The organism is Paenibacillus marchantiae, from assembly GCF_028771845.1.
In the GTDB taxonomy this organism is placed as follows: domain Bacteria; phylum Bacillota; class Bacilli; order Paenibacillales; family Paenibacillaceae; genus Paenibacillus; species Paenibacillus marchantiae.
The window spans coordinates 332,933-350,542 of record NZ_CP118270.1; the positions used below are offsets into that span (position 1 = coordinate 332,933).

The window sequence follows — 17,610 nt, forward strand, 5'->3', positions numbered from 1 at the left end:
TTACAAATTAGGATTTAGCCTAAAGGCGCCTCTTCCAATTTTACCGCTTTGAAAATTCGGTAGCCTTTATCCTTCGTTACTTCCTCCACTCGTCCAAAGAGAGATTCCAGCTTCGCTTTTGCCGAAGGTGCCCCCTGCTTTTTCTGAATGACAATCCATAACGCTCCGCCCATCTTCAAATGACGATATGCCTGTTCAAAGATCGTATGCACGGTTTCCTTACCCGCACGGATCGGAGGATTGGTCAGAATCGCGTCAAAGTCTTCCTTTTTAACCTCAGCCAGAAGATTGCTTTGCATAACCGTTACATTCGTTATGCCGTTCGCTTTTGCATTTTCCCTGGAAAGCTCAACCGCTCTCTCATTGATATCGATCATGGTGACATGTCCATCCGGTACAAGTTTAGCTGCTGTAAGACCAATAGGTCCATACCCGCAGCCCACATCCAGTACATGAGCTCCAGCAGGCAACTCTATAGCATCAATTAACACTCTGCTGCCGTAATCGATTCCGTTTTTGGAAAATACCCCTGCATCCGTAACGAGTCGTAATTTCCATCCGCGTAGCTCCGCTTCTGTAGCCCGTCTGTCATGTGCCACCTGCGGTTTGTCCGAATAATAATGATTGGACATGTCCTCACTCACTTTCCTTTTACAATTACAGCAACAAACCCCTTGATATAAGTCAAGGGGTTTGTTGTTTTGTTCATCTAGCTAATGAAAGCTAAATTATTTAACTTCGATTGAAGCGCCTGCTTCTTCAAGCTTAGCTTTAACCGTTTCTGCTTCTTCTTTGCTAACTTTTTCTTTCAATGCTTTTGGAGCATTGTCAACTACTTCTTTCGCTTCTTTCAGGCCAAGACCTGTGATTTCGCGAACTGCTTTGATAACGTTGATTTTGGAAGCACCAGCGCTAGTCAAGATTACGTCGAACTCGGATTGCTCAGCTTCAGCTGCAGCAGCTCCGCCACCTGCAACAGCTACTGGAGCTGCAGCAGTTACGCCGAATTCTTCTTCGATTGCTTTAACGAGATCATTCAATTCCAGTACAGTCATGCCTTTGATTGCTTCCAAGATTTGCTCTTTACTCATGATTGAACCTCCATATATAATATTATTTTTTTTGTATTTCATCACTGCCTAAGCAGCATTCAGATCAAGTTGCTTACGCGCCTTGTTCTTCTTTTTCAGCAACAGCTTTAACCGCAAGCGCGAAGTTGCGCACTGGCGCTTGAAGCACGCTGAGGAGCATGGAAAGGAGACCTTCGCGTGATGGCAATTCTGCCAACGCTTTGACTTCTTGTACTCCAATTACGCGACCTTCTACAACTGCACCTTTCAATTCCAGTGCATCGTTCTTTTTCGCGAAGTCGTTCAGAATTTTGGCTGGAGCCACTACGTCGTCTACGCTGAATGCAATTGCACTAGGACCTGTCAGTACTTCGTTAAGTTCTGTCAGTTCTGCTGCAGCTGCTGCGCGGCGAAGCAACGAGTTTTTCAGCACTTGGAATTCGATTCCGGCTTCACGAAGCTGCTTACGCAGCTCAGTTACTTGGGCAACGTTCAAACCGCGATAGTCAACAACAACACTAGTAACGCTCTCGCGCAATTTTGCTGTTACTGCATCAACGGACTCTTGTTTTGCTTGAATCACTTTTGCGTTTGCCAAACTGTACACCTCCTGATCAAATTTATCCCATTAAGAAAAGCCTCCGTAGAATCACGAAGGCTTGATATATACTCATAACCGATTTTCATCGTTCTAAGTTCTATAATCACACCTCGGCAGGAAATTAAGCCAAAATGGCACCTACTGTCTACGGCAAGCATATTCAAATGTCAACGGTCAGTCACTCGGACTCACAACTTTTATAGAATATCAGAACAGGACAAGCCTGTCAAGCGATATTATCTAAAAGATGCTGCGTTCACGCGTGCGCCAGGGCCCATCGTAGAAGAAAGACTTACATTCTTCAGATAAACACCTTTTGCTGCCGCCGGTTTAGCACGAGTCAAAGCGTCCATGAGAGCTTTAAGGTTCTCATTCAATTGCTCTGTCGAGAAAGAAGCTTTACCGATCGGTGCATGAATTTGACCTGCACGATCCAGACGATATTCGATTTTACCGGCTTTAATTTCTTGAACAGCCTTAGATACATCGAAAGTTACCGTTCCGGCTTTAGGGTTAGGCATCAGACCTTTACCGCCGAGCAGTCGGCCCAATTTACCTACTTCACTCATCATGTCTGGTGTCGCTACGCAGACGTCGAATTCGAACCAGCCTTGTTGGATTTTGTTGATCATGTCTGCATCACCAACATAGTCCGCGCCAGCCGCTTCCGCTTCTTTCGCTTTGTCACCTTTTGCAAATACCAATACGCGTTGTGTTTTACCTGTGCCGTGTGGCAAGACAACAACACCACGTACTGCCTGGTCTTGTTTACGTGGGTCAACGCCCAAGCGTACTGCTGCTTCGATAGTTTCATCAAATTTTGCAGTGGCTGCCTTTTTCACAAGCTCTACAGCTTCTGAAGGCTCGTAAGTTGCTTCGCTGTCAATCAGCTTAGCAGCTTCCAGGTATTTTTTACCGTGTTTAGCCATGTTATATTCCTCCTTTGTGGTGTTAGCGGATATACCTCCCACATCAACCGGCCGCGAATCGGCCGGCTTTACGAAGCCATGTTTCAGATGAAAAATTAGTCTTCGATGGTGATACCCATGCTGCGGGCAGTACCTTCGACCATACGCATTGCAGACTCAACGTCAGCAGCATTCAGGTCAGGCATTTTTTGTTCCGCGATTTGACGTACCGCATCACGTTTAACGGTAGCAACTTTTTTCTTGTTCGGTTCGCCGGATCCTTTTTCTACTTTAGCTGCCACTTTCAACAGAACTGCTGCTGGTGGAGTTTTAGTAATGAAAGTAAAGGAACGGTCTTCGAATACTGTGATTTCAACAGGAATAATCAATCCCGCTTGATCGGCTGTACGAGCGTTGAACTCTTTACAGAATGCCATGATGTTGACACCTGCTTGACCCAAAGCTGGACCTACCGGCGGCGCTGGATTCGCTTTACCTGCTGGAATTTGCAGTTTTACCATTTTGATTACCTTTTTTGCCATGATTGACACCTCCTTGCAAAATAGTGGTTAACGGGCCTCTCAGCCCTCCCACAAGAAACTTGAAGAGACTATATCTTCTCCACTTGCGTGTATTCCAACTCAAGCGGTGTTTCCCGTCCAAACATGTTCACGTGCACTTTCAACTTGCTTTTGTCTACCAAGATTTCTTCCACGGAGCCCACAAAATTCGCAAAAGGACCAACTTTAATACGTACGGATTCCTTAATATCGAATTCAATTTTAGGCTTCGGCTCAACCATGCCCATGTGCTTCAGAATTTGTTCCACTTCTTCAGGCAGCAAGGCTGTTGGTTTGGACCCGGAACCTGTCGAACCGACAAATCCCGTAACACCTGGTGTGTTGCGAACAACATACCAAGAGTCATCCGTCTGGACCATTTCCACCAAGACATATCCGGGGTAAACTTTACGCATAACGGTTTTTTTCTTACCGTCTTTGTTTACCACTTCTTCTTCCATAGGAACAAGAACGCGGAAAATCTTGTCTTCCATGCCCATGGACTCTACGCGTTTTTCCAAATTGGCTTTGACCTTATTCTCATACCCTGAATAGGTATGAACGACGTACCATCTTTTTTCCATATCAAGCCACCTGGGACCCTTCTTAAATAATCGCTTCGATCACAGCGGAGATGCCGATATCAATGACCCAAAAAAACAGCGTCATAACCACAACAGTACCAAGAACGATCAATGTGTAGTTGGTCAGCTCTTTACGATTAGGCCAGCGAACTTTTTTAAGTTCAGCCCAGCTTTCAGAGAAAAAGGAAATCAGAGATTTGAAACTACGTTTCACGCCGACTACACCTCCAAAAAACTATCTGGTTTCGCGATGAGAAGTCTGCTCGTTACAAAACTTGCAAAATTTCTTCATCTCCATGCGGTCGGGGTGATTACGCTTGTTTTTTGTCGTAGTGTAATTTCTTTGTTTGCAGTTTGTACAAGCCAAAGTAATAATTACCCGCATGATGTACACCTCCCGAAGACTTCCACATTCAAGCGGAGTCTCTAAATTAATCCTAAAAAAAAGCCGCGAATTTAGGCCTACCTAAAACACTTTATCATAAGGGTATAACCATGTCAATGAAAGAATAGCCTTTCATCATTGGGTAAAAAGTTCCTATCAAACACATTCAGTTTCTCATCTCTGTTTTTCTCTTCTCCTGCATGGACCAAGCGATTACTAGTATAATCATTCTTTAACTTTATAAACTTGAGGCAGCAAAAAAAGACTCAAACCCCGAGCCTTTTCCGTCAACGACAACATGTGTTCAATTATCTCGAACTTCCAGGTACTTTTCAAGTTTACGCTTCACGCGCTGAAGTGCATTATCAATGGACTTTACATGCCTGTCCAAATCCACTGCAATCTCTTGATAAGATCTCCCGTCCAGATACAACATCAATACTTTACGTTCCAGATCACTCAGAATCTCAGACATCTTATCTTCCAGGCCCACAAACTCTTCCTGATTGATGATAAGTTCTTCCGGATCGCTGACCTGTGTTCCACAAATCACATCGAGTAACGTACGATCGGACTCTTCGTCATAAATAGGTTTGTCCAGTGATACATAAGAATTAAGCGGAATATGCTTCTGACGTGTTGCTGTCTTAATTGCCGTAATAATCTGTCGTGTAATACACAACTCGGCGAAGGCTTTGAAAGAAGCGAGCTTGTCCCCTTTGAAATCCCTAATGGATTTATAGAGTCCAATCATTCCTTCTTGAATGATATCTTCCCGGTCAGCCCCAATCAGAAAATAAGATCTTGCCTTGGCGCGTACAAAGTTACGATATTTGTTAATCAAAAACTCCAGCGCTTCGCTTTCACCTTCACGGACCGCTTCGACAATGTCTTCGTCACTTTGGTAATCATACTTGGATAACATGATATCTTTGAGGTCGACACTCACAGACAATCCCTCCGGCTGCAACGCAAGGTACCCCGTTACTCTACTCTATGAAATATAGGATCAGTATATATGATGGTACCTCACACCGTCAACCACGCTCTGCCTAAAAAAGAACATCAATAACATAATTGTCAAGAGTTTCAAAATTCTAATTTTTGTAAAACCGTGCTGTTATTCCCGGCGCCACCGCTCAAACTGCTTCAAAACATCCGGACTTAACTTCCCGCCAAGTGTATTTCGCGTTGCTTTAGCCTGATCTTCTTCCAAACGTTTCTGTAACTCTTTTTCGTTCTGCTCTACTTCGATCAGCAATTCCCTTGCGGATACACGCAGAGCTCCTTGTCCAAAAATGACATGCTGCTCTACCATATCGCTTGTAGCCACATAGATTTGGCGTCTTCGCGTGCTTAGTTCCCGAACGAGTCTCTCAATGCATTCGTCAGCCGTCTCTTTTTCCTTTGTAAAAAAGATCTGCACTTTGCTCTGTGTAAAGGATTTACCGAGTCCAGGCACGAGGTAGGCGTCAAAAACAACAATGACTCTCAAGCCGGAGAATGCCTGATAGTCGGCTAGTCGAGATAGAAGCCTGTTGCGGGCCTCCTCCAATCCACTCTCCGCCAATCTGGATAGCTCCGGCCAGTCACCAATCATGTTGTACCCGTCTACAAGAAGCACATCACGGGAATCAGCCATATCTTCTAGTCCTGCGCTTGGCGCGAGCGGAGCACTTCATACATGACAACACCCGCTGCCACGGAAGCATTCAGGGAATTAATCTGACCTTGCATCGGCAATTTGATCAACACATCGCATTTTTCACGAATGAGTCGTCCCATTCCCTTGTTTTCGTTTCCGATCACGAGGGCTACCGGGCCTGTAAAGACGCCGTTACCAAACACGCTCTCCTGAGCAGCCACATCTGTGCCTACGACCCATACGCCCTCTTCCTTGAGACGGTCAATGGTTTGACCCAGATTGCTTACACGAGCCACTGGCACATACTCCACCGCACCTGCTGAAGTTTTGGATACAGTCACTGTAACTGCAGCTGAGCGCCGTTTAGGTACAATGACACCATGTGCACCTGTGCAGTCGGCCGTCCGCAAAATCGATCCAAGATTATGTGGATCTTCGATCTCATCCAGCAAAATCAAAAATGGATGTTCATTTTTAGCAGCCGCTGCAGCAAGAATGTCTTCAACCTCTACATAAGCGTAAGGAGCCGCTTGCGCCATCACACCCTGGTGTTGAATGCCCGGAACTGTTTGATCCAGTTTACGCTTGTCTACGTGCTGAATGACAACACCTAATTTTTTTGCTTCAGCGATAATAGGCTGCGTCAAATGTTTTTGCGCTGTATCTGCAATCCATATTTTATTAATGGTCCGGCCTGAACGCAGCGCCTCCGTTACGGAATGCTTACCGGCGATCCATTCTTCTTCCATCTTTGTTCGATCCTCTCTATAACGCCCTGTGATTTACTGCACCCTAATTGGCGCACCCTACAGAAGCGGCTTTGTTGTAATTTATATTATTTTGTCGGTGATTGCGAATGTTGTTCCGCATGCTCGATGCCTCGGCGAATCAGTTCAATCATGCGATCATGCCGACCACTGCTATACAGGTAACCGATCAGACACTCCAGAGCCGTGGCATGTCTATACTCCAAAACGTCTGCGTTTTTGGGAATACTGCCAGACTTGGCATTACGACCTTGTCTGACAATGTCACGCTCTTCCTCGGTCAGCTCAGCCTCAATACCTGTGAGAATACGGCTTTGTGCCTTCGCCGATACCAAACCGGTCGCACTACGGTGCAGATGGTTAGGACGCATGTTGGCTTTGGATAACAGATACTGCCGTACTGCTACCTCATATACCGCATCACCAATGTAGGCGAGAGCGATGGGAGGAATCAACCGTGCAGGCCGGGAGGGGGGATAAGGAAACCATCCTCCCTGGTCAACGCTCAGAGACTGTTCATCTGTCTGCTGTTCATCTCGTTGCTCGGTATGCTCGACGGATTCTGACAACTTTTTCAGTTGTTCCTCGCTCATTTGCGCCGCCATCTCATTCCTTGAGCCGTATCCTCAAGCAAGATGCCCTGCGCAGACAGTTCATCCCGAATTTCATCAGCCCGCGCCCAGTTTTTGGTTTTGCGTGCTTCGTTACGTTCTACAATTAGACGTTCGATTTCTTCGTCCAAAAGCTCCGGTTCAGCCTCGGTATAGATACGAAGCACTGCATTCAACTCATTGAACAATTCCAGCAGAGCGCGAATGTCCGCAGCGTTTACCACATCTTGCTGCAACAGTTGGTTAGCTTCCCCAGCCCACTCAAACATTGCCGTAATCGCATCAGGCGTATTGAAGTCGTCCTGCATTTTCTCATGATACTGCTGACGAATCTGCTCCAGTCTCGCTGCAAACTCAGCTGACACAGCCTGATCCACGCTCACAGCCTGCAAGCGATGATTAAGGTTACCTACGGCATTTGCGATCCGGTCCACACTATTCTGTGCCTGTTCCATCGTATCTTCCGTGAAGTTCAACGGATTGCGATAGTGAGTAGACAACATGAAATAACGAATGGCTTCGCGTTTATATTGATTGCGAAGGTCTTTGACAAGCACACCGTTGCCGAGTGATTTCGACATTTTTTCGTTATCAATACGGATGAATCCGTTATGCATCCAGTAGTTTGCAAGTGGTTTACCAGTCAACACCTCGGATTGAGCGCATTCGCACTCATGGTGAGGGAACTGCAAATCCTGTCCTCCGCCGTGAATATCCAACGTATCCCCCAGGTATTCCCGTGCCATGGCAGAGCACTCGATATGCCAGCCCGGACGACCATCGCCCCATGGACTGGACCAGAAAATCTCACCCGGCTTCGCAGCTTTCCAGAGGACAAAGTCTTCTGGATGCTCTTTGCGCTCATCTACACCAATACGAATTCCAAACTGTAATTCCTGAAGGTTTTGCTTCGATAGTTTGCCGTACTCCGCAAATTTGCCTGTGCGATAATATACGTCACCCCCATTTTCATAGGCGAAGTCCTTTTCAACCAGCTCACGGATAAAATCAATAATAAGCGGCATGTTTTCGGTCACTCTTGGATTACTGCTTGCCTTCGGAATACCCAGCCCTTCGAGATCCTCGTAGTACGCTGCAATAAACTTCTCTGCGACATGAGGAACATCCGTGCCAAGCTGCTCAGCTTTACGAATGAGCTTATCATCGACATCCGTGAAGTTTACGACATAGTTCACCTCATGTCCGGTCTGTTCCAAATATCCGCGAACTGTGTCGAAAAAGATAACTGGACGTGCATTCCCGATATGAATGTAATCATATACCGTCGGCCCGCACACATACATTTTCACTTTCCCCGGCTCTTGAGGAACAAAATTCTCTTTGGTACGACTCATCGTATTGTAAATTTGAAGCGTCATAGTCACTTTCCTTTCATCCGTTTCCATCATTATTCTATTGTACCACGGGAAAACTCACTTTCACGTGTACTCTGCAAAGTACGCACTTCTTCACGTAATCGTTCGATTTCTTGCTGCATAGTGCGCAGGGAATCGATGACCGGATCTGGAAGCTGCTGATTCAGGCGGTCCACCCGGCGGCCATCCTGCTTCACGATTCTGCCCGGTATGCCTACAACGGTGCTATTCGAAGGGACTTCCTTCAGCACAACCGAGTTCGCACCAATATTACATTGATCCCCCACGCTGAAGGAACCTAGCACCTTCGCTCCGGATGAGATAACCACATTATTGCCAATTGTCGGATGTCTCTTCCCTTTTTCTTTACCCGTTCCGCCAAGTGTGACCCCCTGATAGATGACAACATCGTCGCCAATTTCACACGTTTCCCCAATCACCACGCCCATGCCATGGTCAATAAACAACCGATTGCCAATCGTAGCGCCTGGATGGATTTCGATGCCTGTCATAAAGCGGCTGACCTGTGAAATGAACCGCGCGAAAGAAAACCATCTCCGCTTGTATAAAAAGTGTGCCACCCGGTGCGCCCATATCGCATGCAGCCCCGAGTAGGTAAATACAACCTCAAACCATCCCCGGGCCGCCGGATCGTTTTCAAACACCGCCTGGATATCTGATCTGATCTTCTTGAACATGCTCGTTCCCCTCTTGTTCAGGTCTTCGTCCTCCGGCTTTCCGGATGGCGCGGCCCTCATGGTAGTGTTCTTCTGACTCGACCTAAATAGAAAACGCCCCTGCAGCTATTAAGCTGCAGAGGCGTTTATCGCGGTCCCACTCTGCTCGGTTCATGCCTTAACATACAAGAACTAGGCTACCTGTTATAGCTGCCTCATATCCTTGCACAAGAATGAACCCTCAACAGTTCCGTAACGGGAACCAACCGTCACAACCTATCCTGACGTTTTCCTCTCTCCTACATAACGAGAGGCGGGGCCGGATTCGGCTATGCAGCTCACGGGTGCATTTCGACTGACGGACAGCGGATGGCTCACAGCCACCTCAGCAAAGAATCTTGTTCTTTACTGCGGGACCATCCTCTCTGAATCTGTCCGGTTCAGCCTACTTCTCCCGGTCTTTGCTGTTTTTATGATGAATGATAAAATCATACCATTTAACCTTTGTGTTGCTATTATAGCGAAAAGGTTATGGACTGACAACAATCTTCCTTCATATCGGTGGGAACGAAGTTCCATCCTTAAGTCAAAGTAGACTAAACAAGGGCGTTACTTACGCGCCTTTTACCTGAGCATGCAATCGATCAATGACCGTATCGCGGCCAAGCAGTACAATTGTTTGGTTCAGATCGCGTCCATGAGTCTGTCCTGTCAGAGCTACACGGATCGGCATAAACAGCTGTTTACCCTTAAATCCGGTCTCTTTCTGAACTTCTTTGATCAGCGTAGCCATCTTGCTTGGTGTAAATTCGTCGCTAGCCTGTACTTTATCAGCAAATGCCTTCAGAACGGTTGGTACCTGCTCCTCAGCCAGTACAGCAGCCCCTTCACTTTCCAGCTCCAGGTGGGAACGGAAGAACACTTCCGACAACTCCACGATATCGGAGGCAGAATTCATTTGCTCTTGGTAGAGATGAACAAGCGTATATGCCCATTCTTTTTGTTCAGGTGAGAGCTCAGCGGCAATACGTCCCGCTTTTTGCAGATGTGGAATCGCCATTTCGGCAATGCGATCTGGTTCAGCATTTTTGATGTAGTGGTTGTTCAAGTGAGCCAGCTTGTGTGTATCAAATACCGCCGGGCTCTTGGACAGACGCTTCGTATCAAAAATGGAGATTAACTGCTCCTGCGAGAAGATCTCTTCTTCTCCTTCAGGCGACCAGCCAAGAAGGGAGATGAAGTTAAACATCGCCTCAGGCAGATAGCCGAGCTGATCATATTGTTCAATAAACTGAATAACGGATTCGTCACGTTTACTCAGCTTTTTGTGGTTTTCATTCACGATCAACGTCATATGACCGAATTGCGGCGGCTCCCAGCCAAGCGCTTCATAAATCATCAGTTGACGCGGTGTGTTAGAGATGTGATCTTCCCCACGCAGGACGTGGGAGATTTTCATCAAATGATCATCGACAGCAACTGCATAGTTGTACGTAGGAATGCCGTCTTTTTTCACAATAACGAAGTCGCCGGATTCCTTGCTGTTGAATGAGATTGTTCCTTTGACCATGTCATCAAACGTATAGATGCGTTCTTCCGGTACACGGAAACGAATACTCGCCACACGGCCTTCCGCTTCAAATGCGTTCTGTTGCTCCGGTGTCAGATCACGGTGTTTACCCGAATAACGCGGAGTTTCTCCACGTGCTGTCTGTTCCTCACGTTCTTGCTCCAGCTCTTCTTCCGTGCAATAGCAGCGGTAAGCCAGACCTTTATCCAGCAGCTCCTGCGTATATTTACGATAGATGTCCAAACGTTCCGTCTGACGGTATGGTCCGTACTCGCCGCCGACATCAATACTTTCGTCCCACTCGATTCCGAGCCATTTCAGGTATTTCAGCTGGCTTTCCTCACCACCGGCAATGTTGCGTTTCACGTCCGTATCCTCAATACGAATAATGAATTTGCCGTTATTATGTTTGGCATACAAATAGTTAAACAGCGCCGTACGGGCGTTCCCGATATGCAGGTGTCCCGTTGGACTCGGCGCGTAGCGCACGCGAACTTCGGTGCTCATAATATCCCCTCCGTCTCTAATTGGTTGATAATATCACACGCGAACAAGGCAAACAACCGATTGGGCAGCTATACCCTCTCCCCGTCCGGGGAATCCGAGTTGCTCTGTTGTTGTCGCTTTGACATTCACCTGAGTTACATCCGCTTCAAGTGCCTTGGCAATAACTTCGGCCATCTGCGGAACATAAGGTGCCATCTTCGGTTTCTGTGCAATAATGGTTGAATCAATGTTCCCCAGACGGTATCCACGATCCTTCACCAACTGCCAGACATGCTCCAGCAGTTTCAGGCTATCAGCATCTTTGAACTCCGGATCCGTATCCGGGAAGTGTTTGCCAATATCCCCAAGTGCAAGCGCACCAAGAATGGCATCACTGATGGCATGCAGCAGCACGTCTGCGTCCGAGTGACCCAGCAGTCCTTTTTCATAAGGGATCGTTACCCCGCCAATAATGCATGGGCGTCCCTCTACCAGTTGATGTACATCGAATCCCTGTCCTACACGTATCATCGCTTCTTCTCTCCCTTGAGCAAAAACGCGGCGTATTCCAAATCTTCCGGCGTCGTTAATTTGATGTTCTTATAACTGCCTTCCACAACCTTGACCGACATTCCCTGGCGTTCAGCCAGCATTGCGTCATCCGTTCCTAGAAATCCGTCCCGGTCCGCCGATTCGTACGCAATCAGCAGGGAAGAAAGACGAAAAGCCTGCGGGGTTTGAATGCTCCACAGACTGCTGCGGTCCGGCGTCGCCGTAACGATTCCATCCGCATTTACTTGTTTGATCGTATCCTTCACTGGAACGGCCAGTACAGCTGCTCCACCCGACATAGCGGCCTTCATACACCCCATAATCTGCTCACGGTTTATAAAAGGACGTACCCCGTCGTGAACGAGGACCCAGTCTGTCCCTAGTGCCTTAAGGCCTTCGTGGACCGAATGTTGTCTCTCTTTCCCTCCGGGGATGACACGGACACGTGATTCCAGTCGGTATTCTTTTACCCAATCCTGGCAGCGTTCAACATCGGCAGCTCCCGTGACCAGCACCATTTCGCTGATCTCGTCCAAAGCCGCAAACACTTCAAGCGTATGTATGAAAACGGGCTTGTCCTGCAGCAGCAGAAACTGCTTACTCTCGGTTGTTCCCATCCGGGTCCCCCGACCTGCCGCCACAATGACAACACCCCACCCTTTATCCATGCCGCAATCCCTGCCTTGTCTGTCAGTTTATCGTCCTAAGATACAAAATATCTACTATCGATATTAAATATCGTTAAACGATACACTACCCATCATACCGCTTTATTGGGCTTTTTCCAACAGTTTCGGCTTGGCAAAAATCATTCGTCCCGCTGACGTCTGCAGCACACTGGTCACCAGCACTTCCATCATCATGCCGATATACTCGCGTCCGCCTTCCACTACGATCATCGTGCCATCATCCAGATAGGCTACACCTTGACCGTGTTCCTTACCATCCTTGATAATTTGCACCATAATCTCCTCACCTGGCAATACCACCGGCTTAACAGCATTGGCGAGGTCATTGATGTTTAGCACGGATACTCCTTGCAGTTCACAGACCTTATTCAGGTTGAAGTCGTTGGTGACAACTTTACCCTGAAGCACCTTGGCGAGCTTGACCAGCTTGCTGTCCACTTCCGAAATCTCCTCGAAATCACCTTCGTAGATGAGCACTTTAACGTCCAATTCCTTCTGAATTTTATTCAGAATATCAAGCCCACGCCGTCCTCTGTTCCGCTTGAGCAAGTCCGATGAATCGGCAATGTGCTGCAATTCCTCCAGAACGAATTCCGGGATTACAATCGTGCCCTCGATAAATCCGGTTTTGCATATATCCGCGATGCGACCATCGATAATTACACTGGTATCCAAAATTTTGTGCTCTTCTAGCCGTCTTTCCTCATCCACCTCAGGATGACCCCAGCGTCCTGACATCCAGAAGGCCGCCAGATCGTCTTTCTTCGCCATGGCAAGCATATAGCCTATATAGCTACTTACGACCGTCAGTGCCACTTGCAGCACTTCTCCGGCCGTCCCCAGCCATGCTACACAAGGATATAACAGCAAGGCCACCAGCAGTCCTGCAACTGTACCCGCCGCACCCGCAGCCAATTCATTCATCGGTACTTTGGCCAACGAATCAATACTATTATGTAGTCTGGTTGCCATTAATGTTCCACCAATGTTACACACGGACATAAACAATACAGCACCTAGTAGGGTTGATACCCCAGCCCCCAATAATCCTGCTGATTGAATCCATTCAGCCATCCAAGGGACGGATTTTCCTGCCAGATGATATGCCGTGTAGCCGAACCATGCACCGCACAATCCTGTAAAAGTTAAAATGCCTTTTTTCCACATAAGTCCCTGCACCTCCTTCAATATAACTTCATCTTTATATCCAGTATGATCCAATTCTCAGATTGCTAATCCCGCTTTTGAAGAACTTTTTGGAAATGTTGCAATCGTCAGTTGAAAGAAGGTAAATTATTGGCATATAATGAATTCAATTCATATCCCGAGGTGAGTAGCAAAATGAGTACGCTAAGTTTACAGGCTTTTCAGGATCAAGTTTCCGAGCTGTTGCTGCGTCATCGCAGCCTGATTGATGTACTGTCCAAAACAGGACAAGCCGGCGCCTCTGTCAACCGTGCCGTGTCCAAGGCCATTACCGAATGCGGCTGCATTGAGCTGCACGCCACCAAGCAGAAATATGCCCCAGAGAGCGACATTGCTCAATCAAAAGGCCTGCTGGAAACGCATGTGGAAGGTGAATTGTGCGAGAATTGTAAAGAGGTGATCAGCTCTGAACTAGGGCGGAACCTGTTTTATATGTCGGCTCTCTGCAATCTGCTGGACATCAACATGGAAGAGGTCGTAAATCACGAGTCACAGAAATGTTCGACGTTAGGGATGTTCAATTTGTCGTAAACAATACGTATTTCATTGCAAATGGTTAAGTTAACGTATAGATTTTAAAAACAAAAATAAGCACGTATTCTCCTGTTGAGGAGCATACGTGCTTTCTTTTTATTTCCCGAAATGATGGAATGCCTAGCGATCGGAAGGACGGGAAGACTTCTCTTCTTTACGCTTTTTGGCTCGGTTCCGCGAGGCTGCCGTCCGCATATTATGCTTCATCCCATATAGAGCGTATAACACAAGTGGAATAAAGATCAATTTGGACAATTGTTCTGGAAACATAACAGCCACCACTACCGCGAAGACGATGACCCAAGGTGCAATCCAGATCGCTTTACGCGGTAGACCAACCTTTTTGAAATTGGGATATTTCAGCGAACTTACCATCAGATACGATAACAGCAAGGTCGCAATCATCATACTCACGGGACCGATATCCTTATTAAACAGGGATAGTGTTGCCAGTACCCCTCCAGCCGCTGGGATCGGCAAACCTGTGAAGTACCCGGGAATACCGGGGCGAACGTTAAACCGGGCTAACCGGATAGCCCCACAGATTGGAAAGCTTGCGGTTGCGATCCAGGCGAAAACCGGAGTTGCGTCCTGAAACGAGACCATGAATATAATTAGAGCTGGAGCTGCACCAAATGAAACCATGTCAGACAAAGAATCCAGCTCTTTGCCAAACTCACTCTGGGCATTAAGTGCACGTGCGACACGGCCATCCAGGCCATCCAGTAACATCGCAATAATGACCAAAATGGCAGCCAAACTATACTTCCCATCAATTGCAAGCAGGATTGCCATCATTCCAAGAAACAGATTACCCAAGGTAAAGAGATTCGGAATGAATCTGGTTAACATCGTTGTTTCACCTCATTATTTTCAAGCCGTTATAGGCAAACCCTTACATTTGTCTGTCAATAAACATCTGCTCCTGCAAACGCTTGAGACCTTCCTTAATGGTTCGGGCCCGTACCTCTCCAATCCCGTCCACTTCGTCCAGCTCTTCTATTGTAGCCATAATGACATGAGGCAATTGTTCGAATTGATCCACCAGGTTATGGATGATGACATTCGGCAGGCGGGGTATCTTATTTAATACCCGATATCCCCGAGGTGCAACCGAATCTTCAGACGTAGCCGCTGACGAAGGGTATCCCAGAAGACGTACAATATGATGTGCATCCAGCAATTCATCGTCCGACAATCTTTTCAGACCAACGATAATCTCACGGATTTTGTCATCACTGTCATCACGGGCATAGTCCTTATACAGCAACCAGGCTTCCTCTTCTGTTGTACCGACGAGCTCCTCCATCTGCATGGAGATCAGACGTCCCTCGTTGCCGAGTTCATGAATGTAACGCTTGATTTCCGTTTTGATGCGCATAACCATTTCCGTACGCTGAATGACATTGACTACCTCAGGAATCGTAACCAGTTCCTCGAACTCGGCGGCGCTCAGATTCGTAAGGGACTGTGTCAATACAGCCTTGTATTTCTCCAAGGTTTGAATCGCTTGATTCGCCTTGGTCAAAATAACCCCGATTTCCTTGAGGGAATACCGTAGTGTTCCTTGGTATAAGGTGATAATATTCCGCCGCTGCGATATAGATACGACTAATTTGCCTGTTTGTTTCGCGACACGCTCAGCCGTCCGGTGACGGATCCCCGTCTCAGATGAAGAGATGGATGAGTCAGGAATAAGTTGAGTATTGGCGTATAGAATACGTTTTAAATCCTCGCTAAGGATAATGGCACCGTCCATCTTGGCGAGTTCATACAAATAGTTCGGGGAGAAATCACAGTTAATCGAGAATCCTCCATCCACCACTTCCATTACTTCAGGGCTGTATCCTACAACCAGCAGTGCACCCGTCTTGGCGCGCAGCACGTTCTCCAGACCTTCGCGGAAAGGTGTACCTGGTGCAATCAGCCTTAACAATTCGTTCATATTATCCAGTTGGCTCGAATCTTTCATCTTGTTATGCCCCCTAATCTAAAGCAACCGCTAGTGCATCTGCCACGGTATTCACACCGATCAGTTGTATCCCGCGAGGATGTTTCCAGCCCTTTAAGCTTTTTTCTGGTAAAATGACACGCTTAAAGCCCAATTTCTGAGCTTCTTTCACACGTTGTTCAGCCCTTGAAACGGCCCGAACTTCACCCGTTAAACCGATTTCCCCAAAGATGACGTCATCTGGCTTGGTCGGTACATCTCTCAAGCTGGATGCGATACTTACAGCAACCGCCAAATCTACTGCCGGCTCATCTAATCTCACACCACCAGCTACGTTCAGATAAGCATCCTGCGTTTGCAAGAACATGCCCATCCGTTTCTCCAGTACCGCAATAATCAGGTTTAATCGATGGAGATCTACCCCTGTTGCCATACGCCGCGGAGAAGGGAAATGTGTGGTTGAAATCAACGCCTGCAATTCCACAAGCAGAGGACGTGTGCCCTCCATGCTGGCAACTACGGTAGAACCAGCCACACCCAGAGGACGTTCTGACAAAAAGAGCTCAGAAGGGTTGCCTACTTCACGAAGTCCATCTTCGCCCATTTCAAAAATGCCGATCTCATTGGTCGAACCAAAACGGTTCTTTACCGCACGTAAAAGGCGATACGTATGATGCCGTTCTCCTTCAAAATAAAGAACACAGTCCACCATATGTTCCAACATACGTGGACCTGCAATGGCGCCTTCTTTCGTAACATGCCCCACAAGTACGGTTGCAATGCCTCGCCCTTTGGCGATTCGCATGAACCGTGAGGTACATTCCCTTACCTGAGCTACACTGCCGGGTGCACTGGTGACTTCTGGCAGATATACGGTCTGAATAGAGTCGATGACTAGAAAATGCGGCTGGATCTGCTCTACCGCTTCCTCTACCCGCTCCATATTGGTCTCACATAGTACATATAACTCAGGAGACAGCGCACCCAGACGGTCAGCCCGCAATTTCGTTTGCTTAACTGATTCCTCACCTGAGACATATAACACACGCAAACCTGAGTGAGTCAATGCATGAGATGTTTGCAACATCAATGTTGATTTTCCGATTCCGGGGTCTCCCCCCACCAGAACGAGAGATCCTGGAACAATTCCGCCGCCCAAAACCCGGTTCAGCTCTTCAATTCCAGTCTGTACACGCGGTTCCTGACCGCTATCTATATCTATGATGGGAAGTGGCTTATCTTTACTCTCAAAGAGAGGGGAATTTCTCCCTTGTGTTTTGACCACCGTTTCGGTTTCTTCCACCATTGAATTCCAAGACTGACAACCCGGACATTTGCCGTACCATTTGGGGGCTTCATAGCCGCATTCCGTGCACTGAAACTTGGTTTTAACTTTGGCCACTTCAGCACTCCTAGGATTTATTTTATAACAGCATTT

At 47.3% G+C, this 17,610-nt stretch carries 22 protein-coding genes and 1 other annotated feature; of the genes, 1 reads left to right on the forward strand and 21 read right to left on the reverse strand.

All coding sequences use genetic code 11. The features are described 5' to 3' along the window. Positions 1-14 precede the first annotated feature (14 nt). The 18 genes from PTQ21_RS01745 to PTQ21_RS01830 all read right to left on the reverse strand — a co-directional run bounded on the left by PTQ21_RS01745 (position 15) and on the right by PTQ21_RS01830 (position 13,648). Positions 15-632, reverse strand: coding sequence for a class I SAM-dependent methyltransferase (locus PTQ21_RS01745; RefSeq protein WP_063567421.1), 618 nt, complete (start codon positions 630-632; stop codon positions 15-17). Between the two features lie 96 nt (positions 633-728). Beyond that, entirely contained in the window at positions 729-1,091 is a 363-nt protein-coding gene (gene rplL / locus PTQ21_RS01750) for a 50S ribosomal protein L7/L12 (protein WP_024633595.1), read from the reverse strand. Positions 1,092-1,164: 73 nt separating this feature from the next. Then, the gene (rplJ, locus tag PTQ21_RS01755) at positions 1,165-1,668 is read right to left on the reverse strand and encodes a 50S ribosomal protein L10 (RefSeq protein ID WP_063567419.1); all 504 of its coding nucleotides are present in this window, start codon (positions 1,666-1,668) and stop codon (positions 1,165-1,167) included. Between the two features lie 23 nt (positions 1,669-1,691). Next, positions 1,692-1,840 (reverse strand) — a sequence feature (ribosomal protein L10 leader region). A 67-nt stretch (positions 1,841-1,907) separates the two neighbouring features. Continuing rightward, positions 1,908-2,600 carry a 50S ribosomal protein L1 gene (gene rplA / locus PTQ21_RS01760; protein WP_063567418.1) on the reverse strand — a complete coding sequence of 231 codons (693 nt, stop codon included), beginning with the start codon at positions 2,598-2,600 and terminating at the stop codon, positions 1,908-1,910. Positions 2,601-2,695: 95 nt separating this feature from the next. Next, a complete protein-coding gene (gene rplK, locus PTQ21_RS01765) occupies positions 2,696-3,121 on the reverse strand; it encodes a 50S ribosomal protein L11 (RefSeq protein WP_024633598.1) in 426 nt (141 codons plus the stop codon). A gap of 68 nt (positions 3,122-3,189) precedes the next feature. After that, positions 3,190-3,723: a transcription termination/antitermination protein NusG gene (nusG, locus tag PTQ21_RS01770; protein WP_024633599.1), complete on the reverse strand. Its 534-nt coding sequence runs from the start codon at positions 3,721-3,723 to the stop codon at positions 3,190-3,192. A gap of 22 nt (positions 3,724-3,745) precedes the next feature. Next, on the reverse strand, positions 3,746-3,937 hold the full coding sequence (gene secE, locus PTQ21_RS01775) for a preprotein translocase subunit SecE (protein ID WP_053779219.1): 192 nt from the start codon (positions 3,935-3,937) through the stop codon (positions 3,746-3,748). 21 nt (positions 3,938-3,958) lie between these two features. Next, positions 3,959-4,108 (reverse strand): 50S ribosomal protein L33, encoded by a 150-nt coding sequence (gene rpmG, locus PTQ21_RS01780; protein ID WP_072735843.1) that lies wholly within the window; start codon positions 4,106-4,108, stop codon positions 3,959-3,961. Between the two features lie 304 nt (positions 4,109-4,412). After that, positions 4,413-5,057: an RNA polymerase sporulation sigma factor SigH gene (gene sigH, locus PTQ21_RS01785; RefSeq protein WP_024633601.1), complete on the reverse strand. Its 645-nt coding sequence runs from the start codon at positions 5,055-5,057 to the stop codon at positions 4,413-4,415. Positions 5,058-5,228: 171 nt separating this feature from the next. After that, entirely contained in the window at positions 5,229-5,750 is a 522-nt protein-coding gene (locus PTQ21_RS01790) for an NYN domain-containing protein (protein WP_063567417.1), read from the reverse strand. Between the two features lie 5 nt (positions 5,751-5,755). Beyond that, a complete protein-coding gene (rlmB, locus tag PTQ21_RS01795; RefSeq protein ID WP_063567416.1) occupies positions 5,756-6,502 on the reverse strand; it encodes a 23S rRNA (guanosine(2251)-2'-O)-methyltransferase RlmB in 747 nt (248 codons plus the stop codon). 86 nt (positions 6,503-6,588) lie between these two features. Further along, positions 6,589-7,113: a Mini-ribonuclease 3 gene (locus tag PTQ21_RS01800; RefSeq protein WP_079697651.1), complete on the reverse strand. Its 525-nt coding sequence runs from the start codon at positions 7,111-7,113 to the stop codon at positions 6,589-6,591. After that, complete coding sequence (gene cysS, locus PTQ21_RS01805) at positions 7,110-8,510, reverse strand: cysteine--tRNA ligase (RefSeq protein ID WP_063567415.1); 1,401 nt, start codon at positions 8,508-8,510, stop codon at positions 7,110-7,112. Before cysS ends, PTQ21_RS01800 begins: the two co-directional genes overlap by 4 nt. A gap of 29 nt (positions 8,511-8,539) precedes the next feature. Then, complete coding sequence (gene cysE / locus PTQ21_RS01810) at positions 8,540-9,205, reverse strand: serine O-acetyltransferase (protein ID WP_063567438.1); 666 nt, start codon at positions 9,203-9,205, stop codon at positions 8,540-8,542. A gap of 592 nt (positions 9,206-9,797) precedes the next feature. After that, on the reverse strand, positions 9,798-11,261 hold the full coding sequence (gene gltX / locus PTQ21_RS01815) for a glutamate--tRNA ligase (RefSeq protein ID WP_090811991.1): 1,464 nt from the start codon (positions 11,259-11,261) through the stop codon (positions 9,798-9,800). A 33-nt stretch (positions 11,262-11,294) separates the two neighbouring features. Beyond that, the gene (gene ispF / locus PTQ21_RS01820; protein WP_053779226.1) at positions 11,295-11,771 is read right to left on the reverse strand and encodes a 2-C-methyl-D-erythritol 2,4-cyclodiphosphate synthase; all 477 of its coding nucleotides are present in this window, start codon (positions 11,769-11,771) and stop codon (positions 11,295-11,297) included. Beyond that, a complete protein-coding gene (ispD, locus tag PTQ21_RS01825) occupies positions 11,768-12,460 on the reverse strand; it encodes a 2-C-methyl-D-erythritol 4-phosphate cytidylyltransferase (protein ID WP_090811989.1) in 693 nt (230 codons plus the stop codon). Before ispD ends, ispF begins: the two co-directional genes overlap by 4 nt. 102 nt (positions 12,461-12,562) lie before the next feature. After that, positions 12,563-13,648: a PIN/TRAM domain-containing protein gene (locus PTQ21_RS01830; protein WP_063567412.1), complete on the reverse strand. Its 1,086-nt coding sequence runs from the start codon at positions 13,646-13,648 to the stop codon at positions 12,563-12,565. Between the two features lie 174 nt (positions 13,649-13,822). Here PTQ21_RS01830 and PTQ21_RS01835 point away from each other — a divergent pair, with 174 nt between their 5' ends. Next, entirely contained in the window at positions 13,823-14,218 is a 396-nt protein-coding gene (locus PTQ21_RS01835; RefSeq protein ID WP_024633611.1) for a nucleoside triphosphate pyrophosphohydrolase family protein, read from the forward strand. A gap of 123 nt (positions 14,219-14,341) precedes the next feature. On the opposite strand, the gene pssA is transcribed toward PTQ21_RS01835, so the two are convergent. The 3 genes from pssA to radA are packed head-to-tail and all read right to left on the reverse strand — an operon-like array spanning position 14,342 to position 17,574. Then, positions 14,342-15,073 (reverse strand): CDP-diacylglycerol--serine O-phosphatidyltransferase, encoded by a 732-nt coding sequence (pssA, locus tag PTQ21_RS01840; RefSeq protein ID WP_090811987.1) that lies wholly within the window; start codon positions 15,071-15,073, stop codon positions 14,342-14,344. A 43-nt stretch (positions 15,074-15,116) separates the two neighbouring features. Next, on the reverse strand, positions 15,117-16,193 hold the full coding sequence (disA, locus tag PTQ21_RS01845; RefSeq protein WP_063567410.1) for a DNA integrity scanning diadenylate cyclase DisA: 1,077 nt from the start codon (positions 16,191-16,193) through the stop codon (positions 15,117-15,119). Between the two features lie 13 nt (positions 16,194-16,206). Next, on the reverse strand, positions 16,207-17,574 hold the full coding sequence (radA, locus tag PTQ21_RS01850; protein WP_063567409.1) for a DNA repair protein RadA: 1,368 nt from the start codon (positions 17,572-17,574) through the stop codon (positions 16,207-16,209). Between the last annotated feature and the right edge of the window lie 36 nt (positions 17,575-17,610).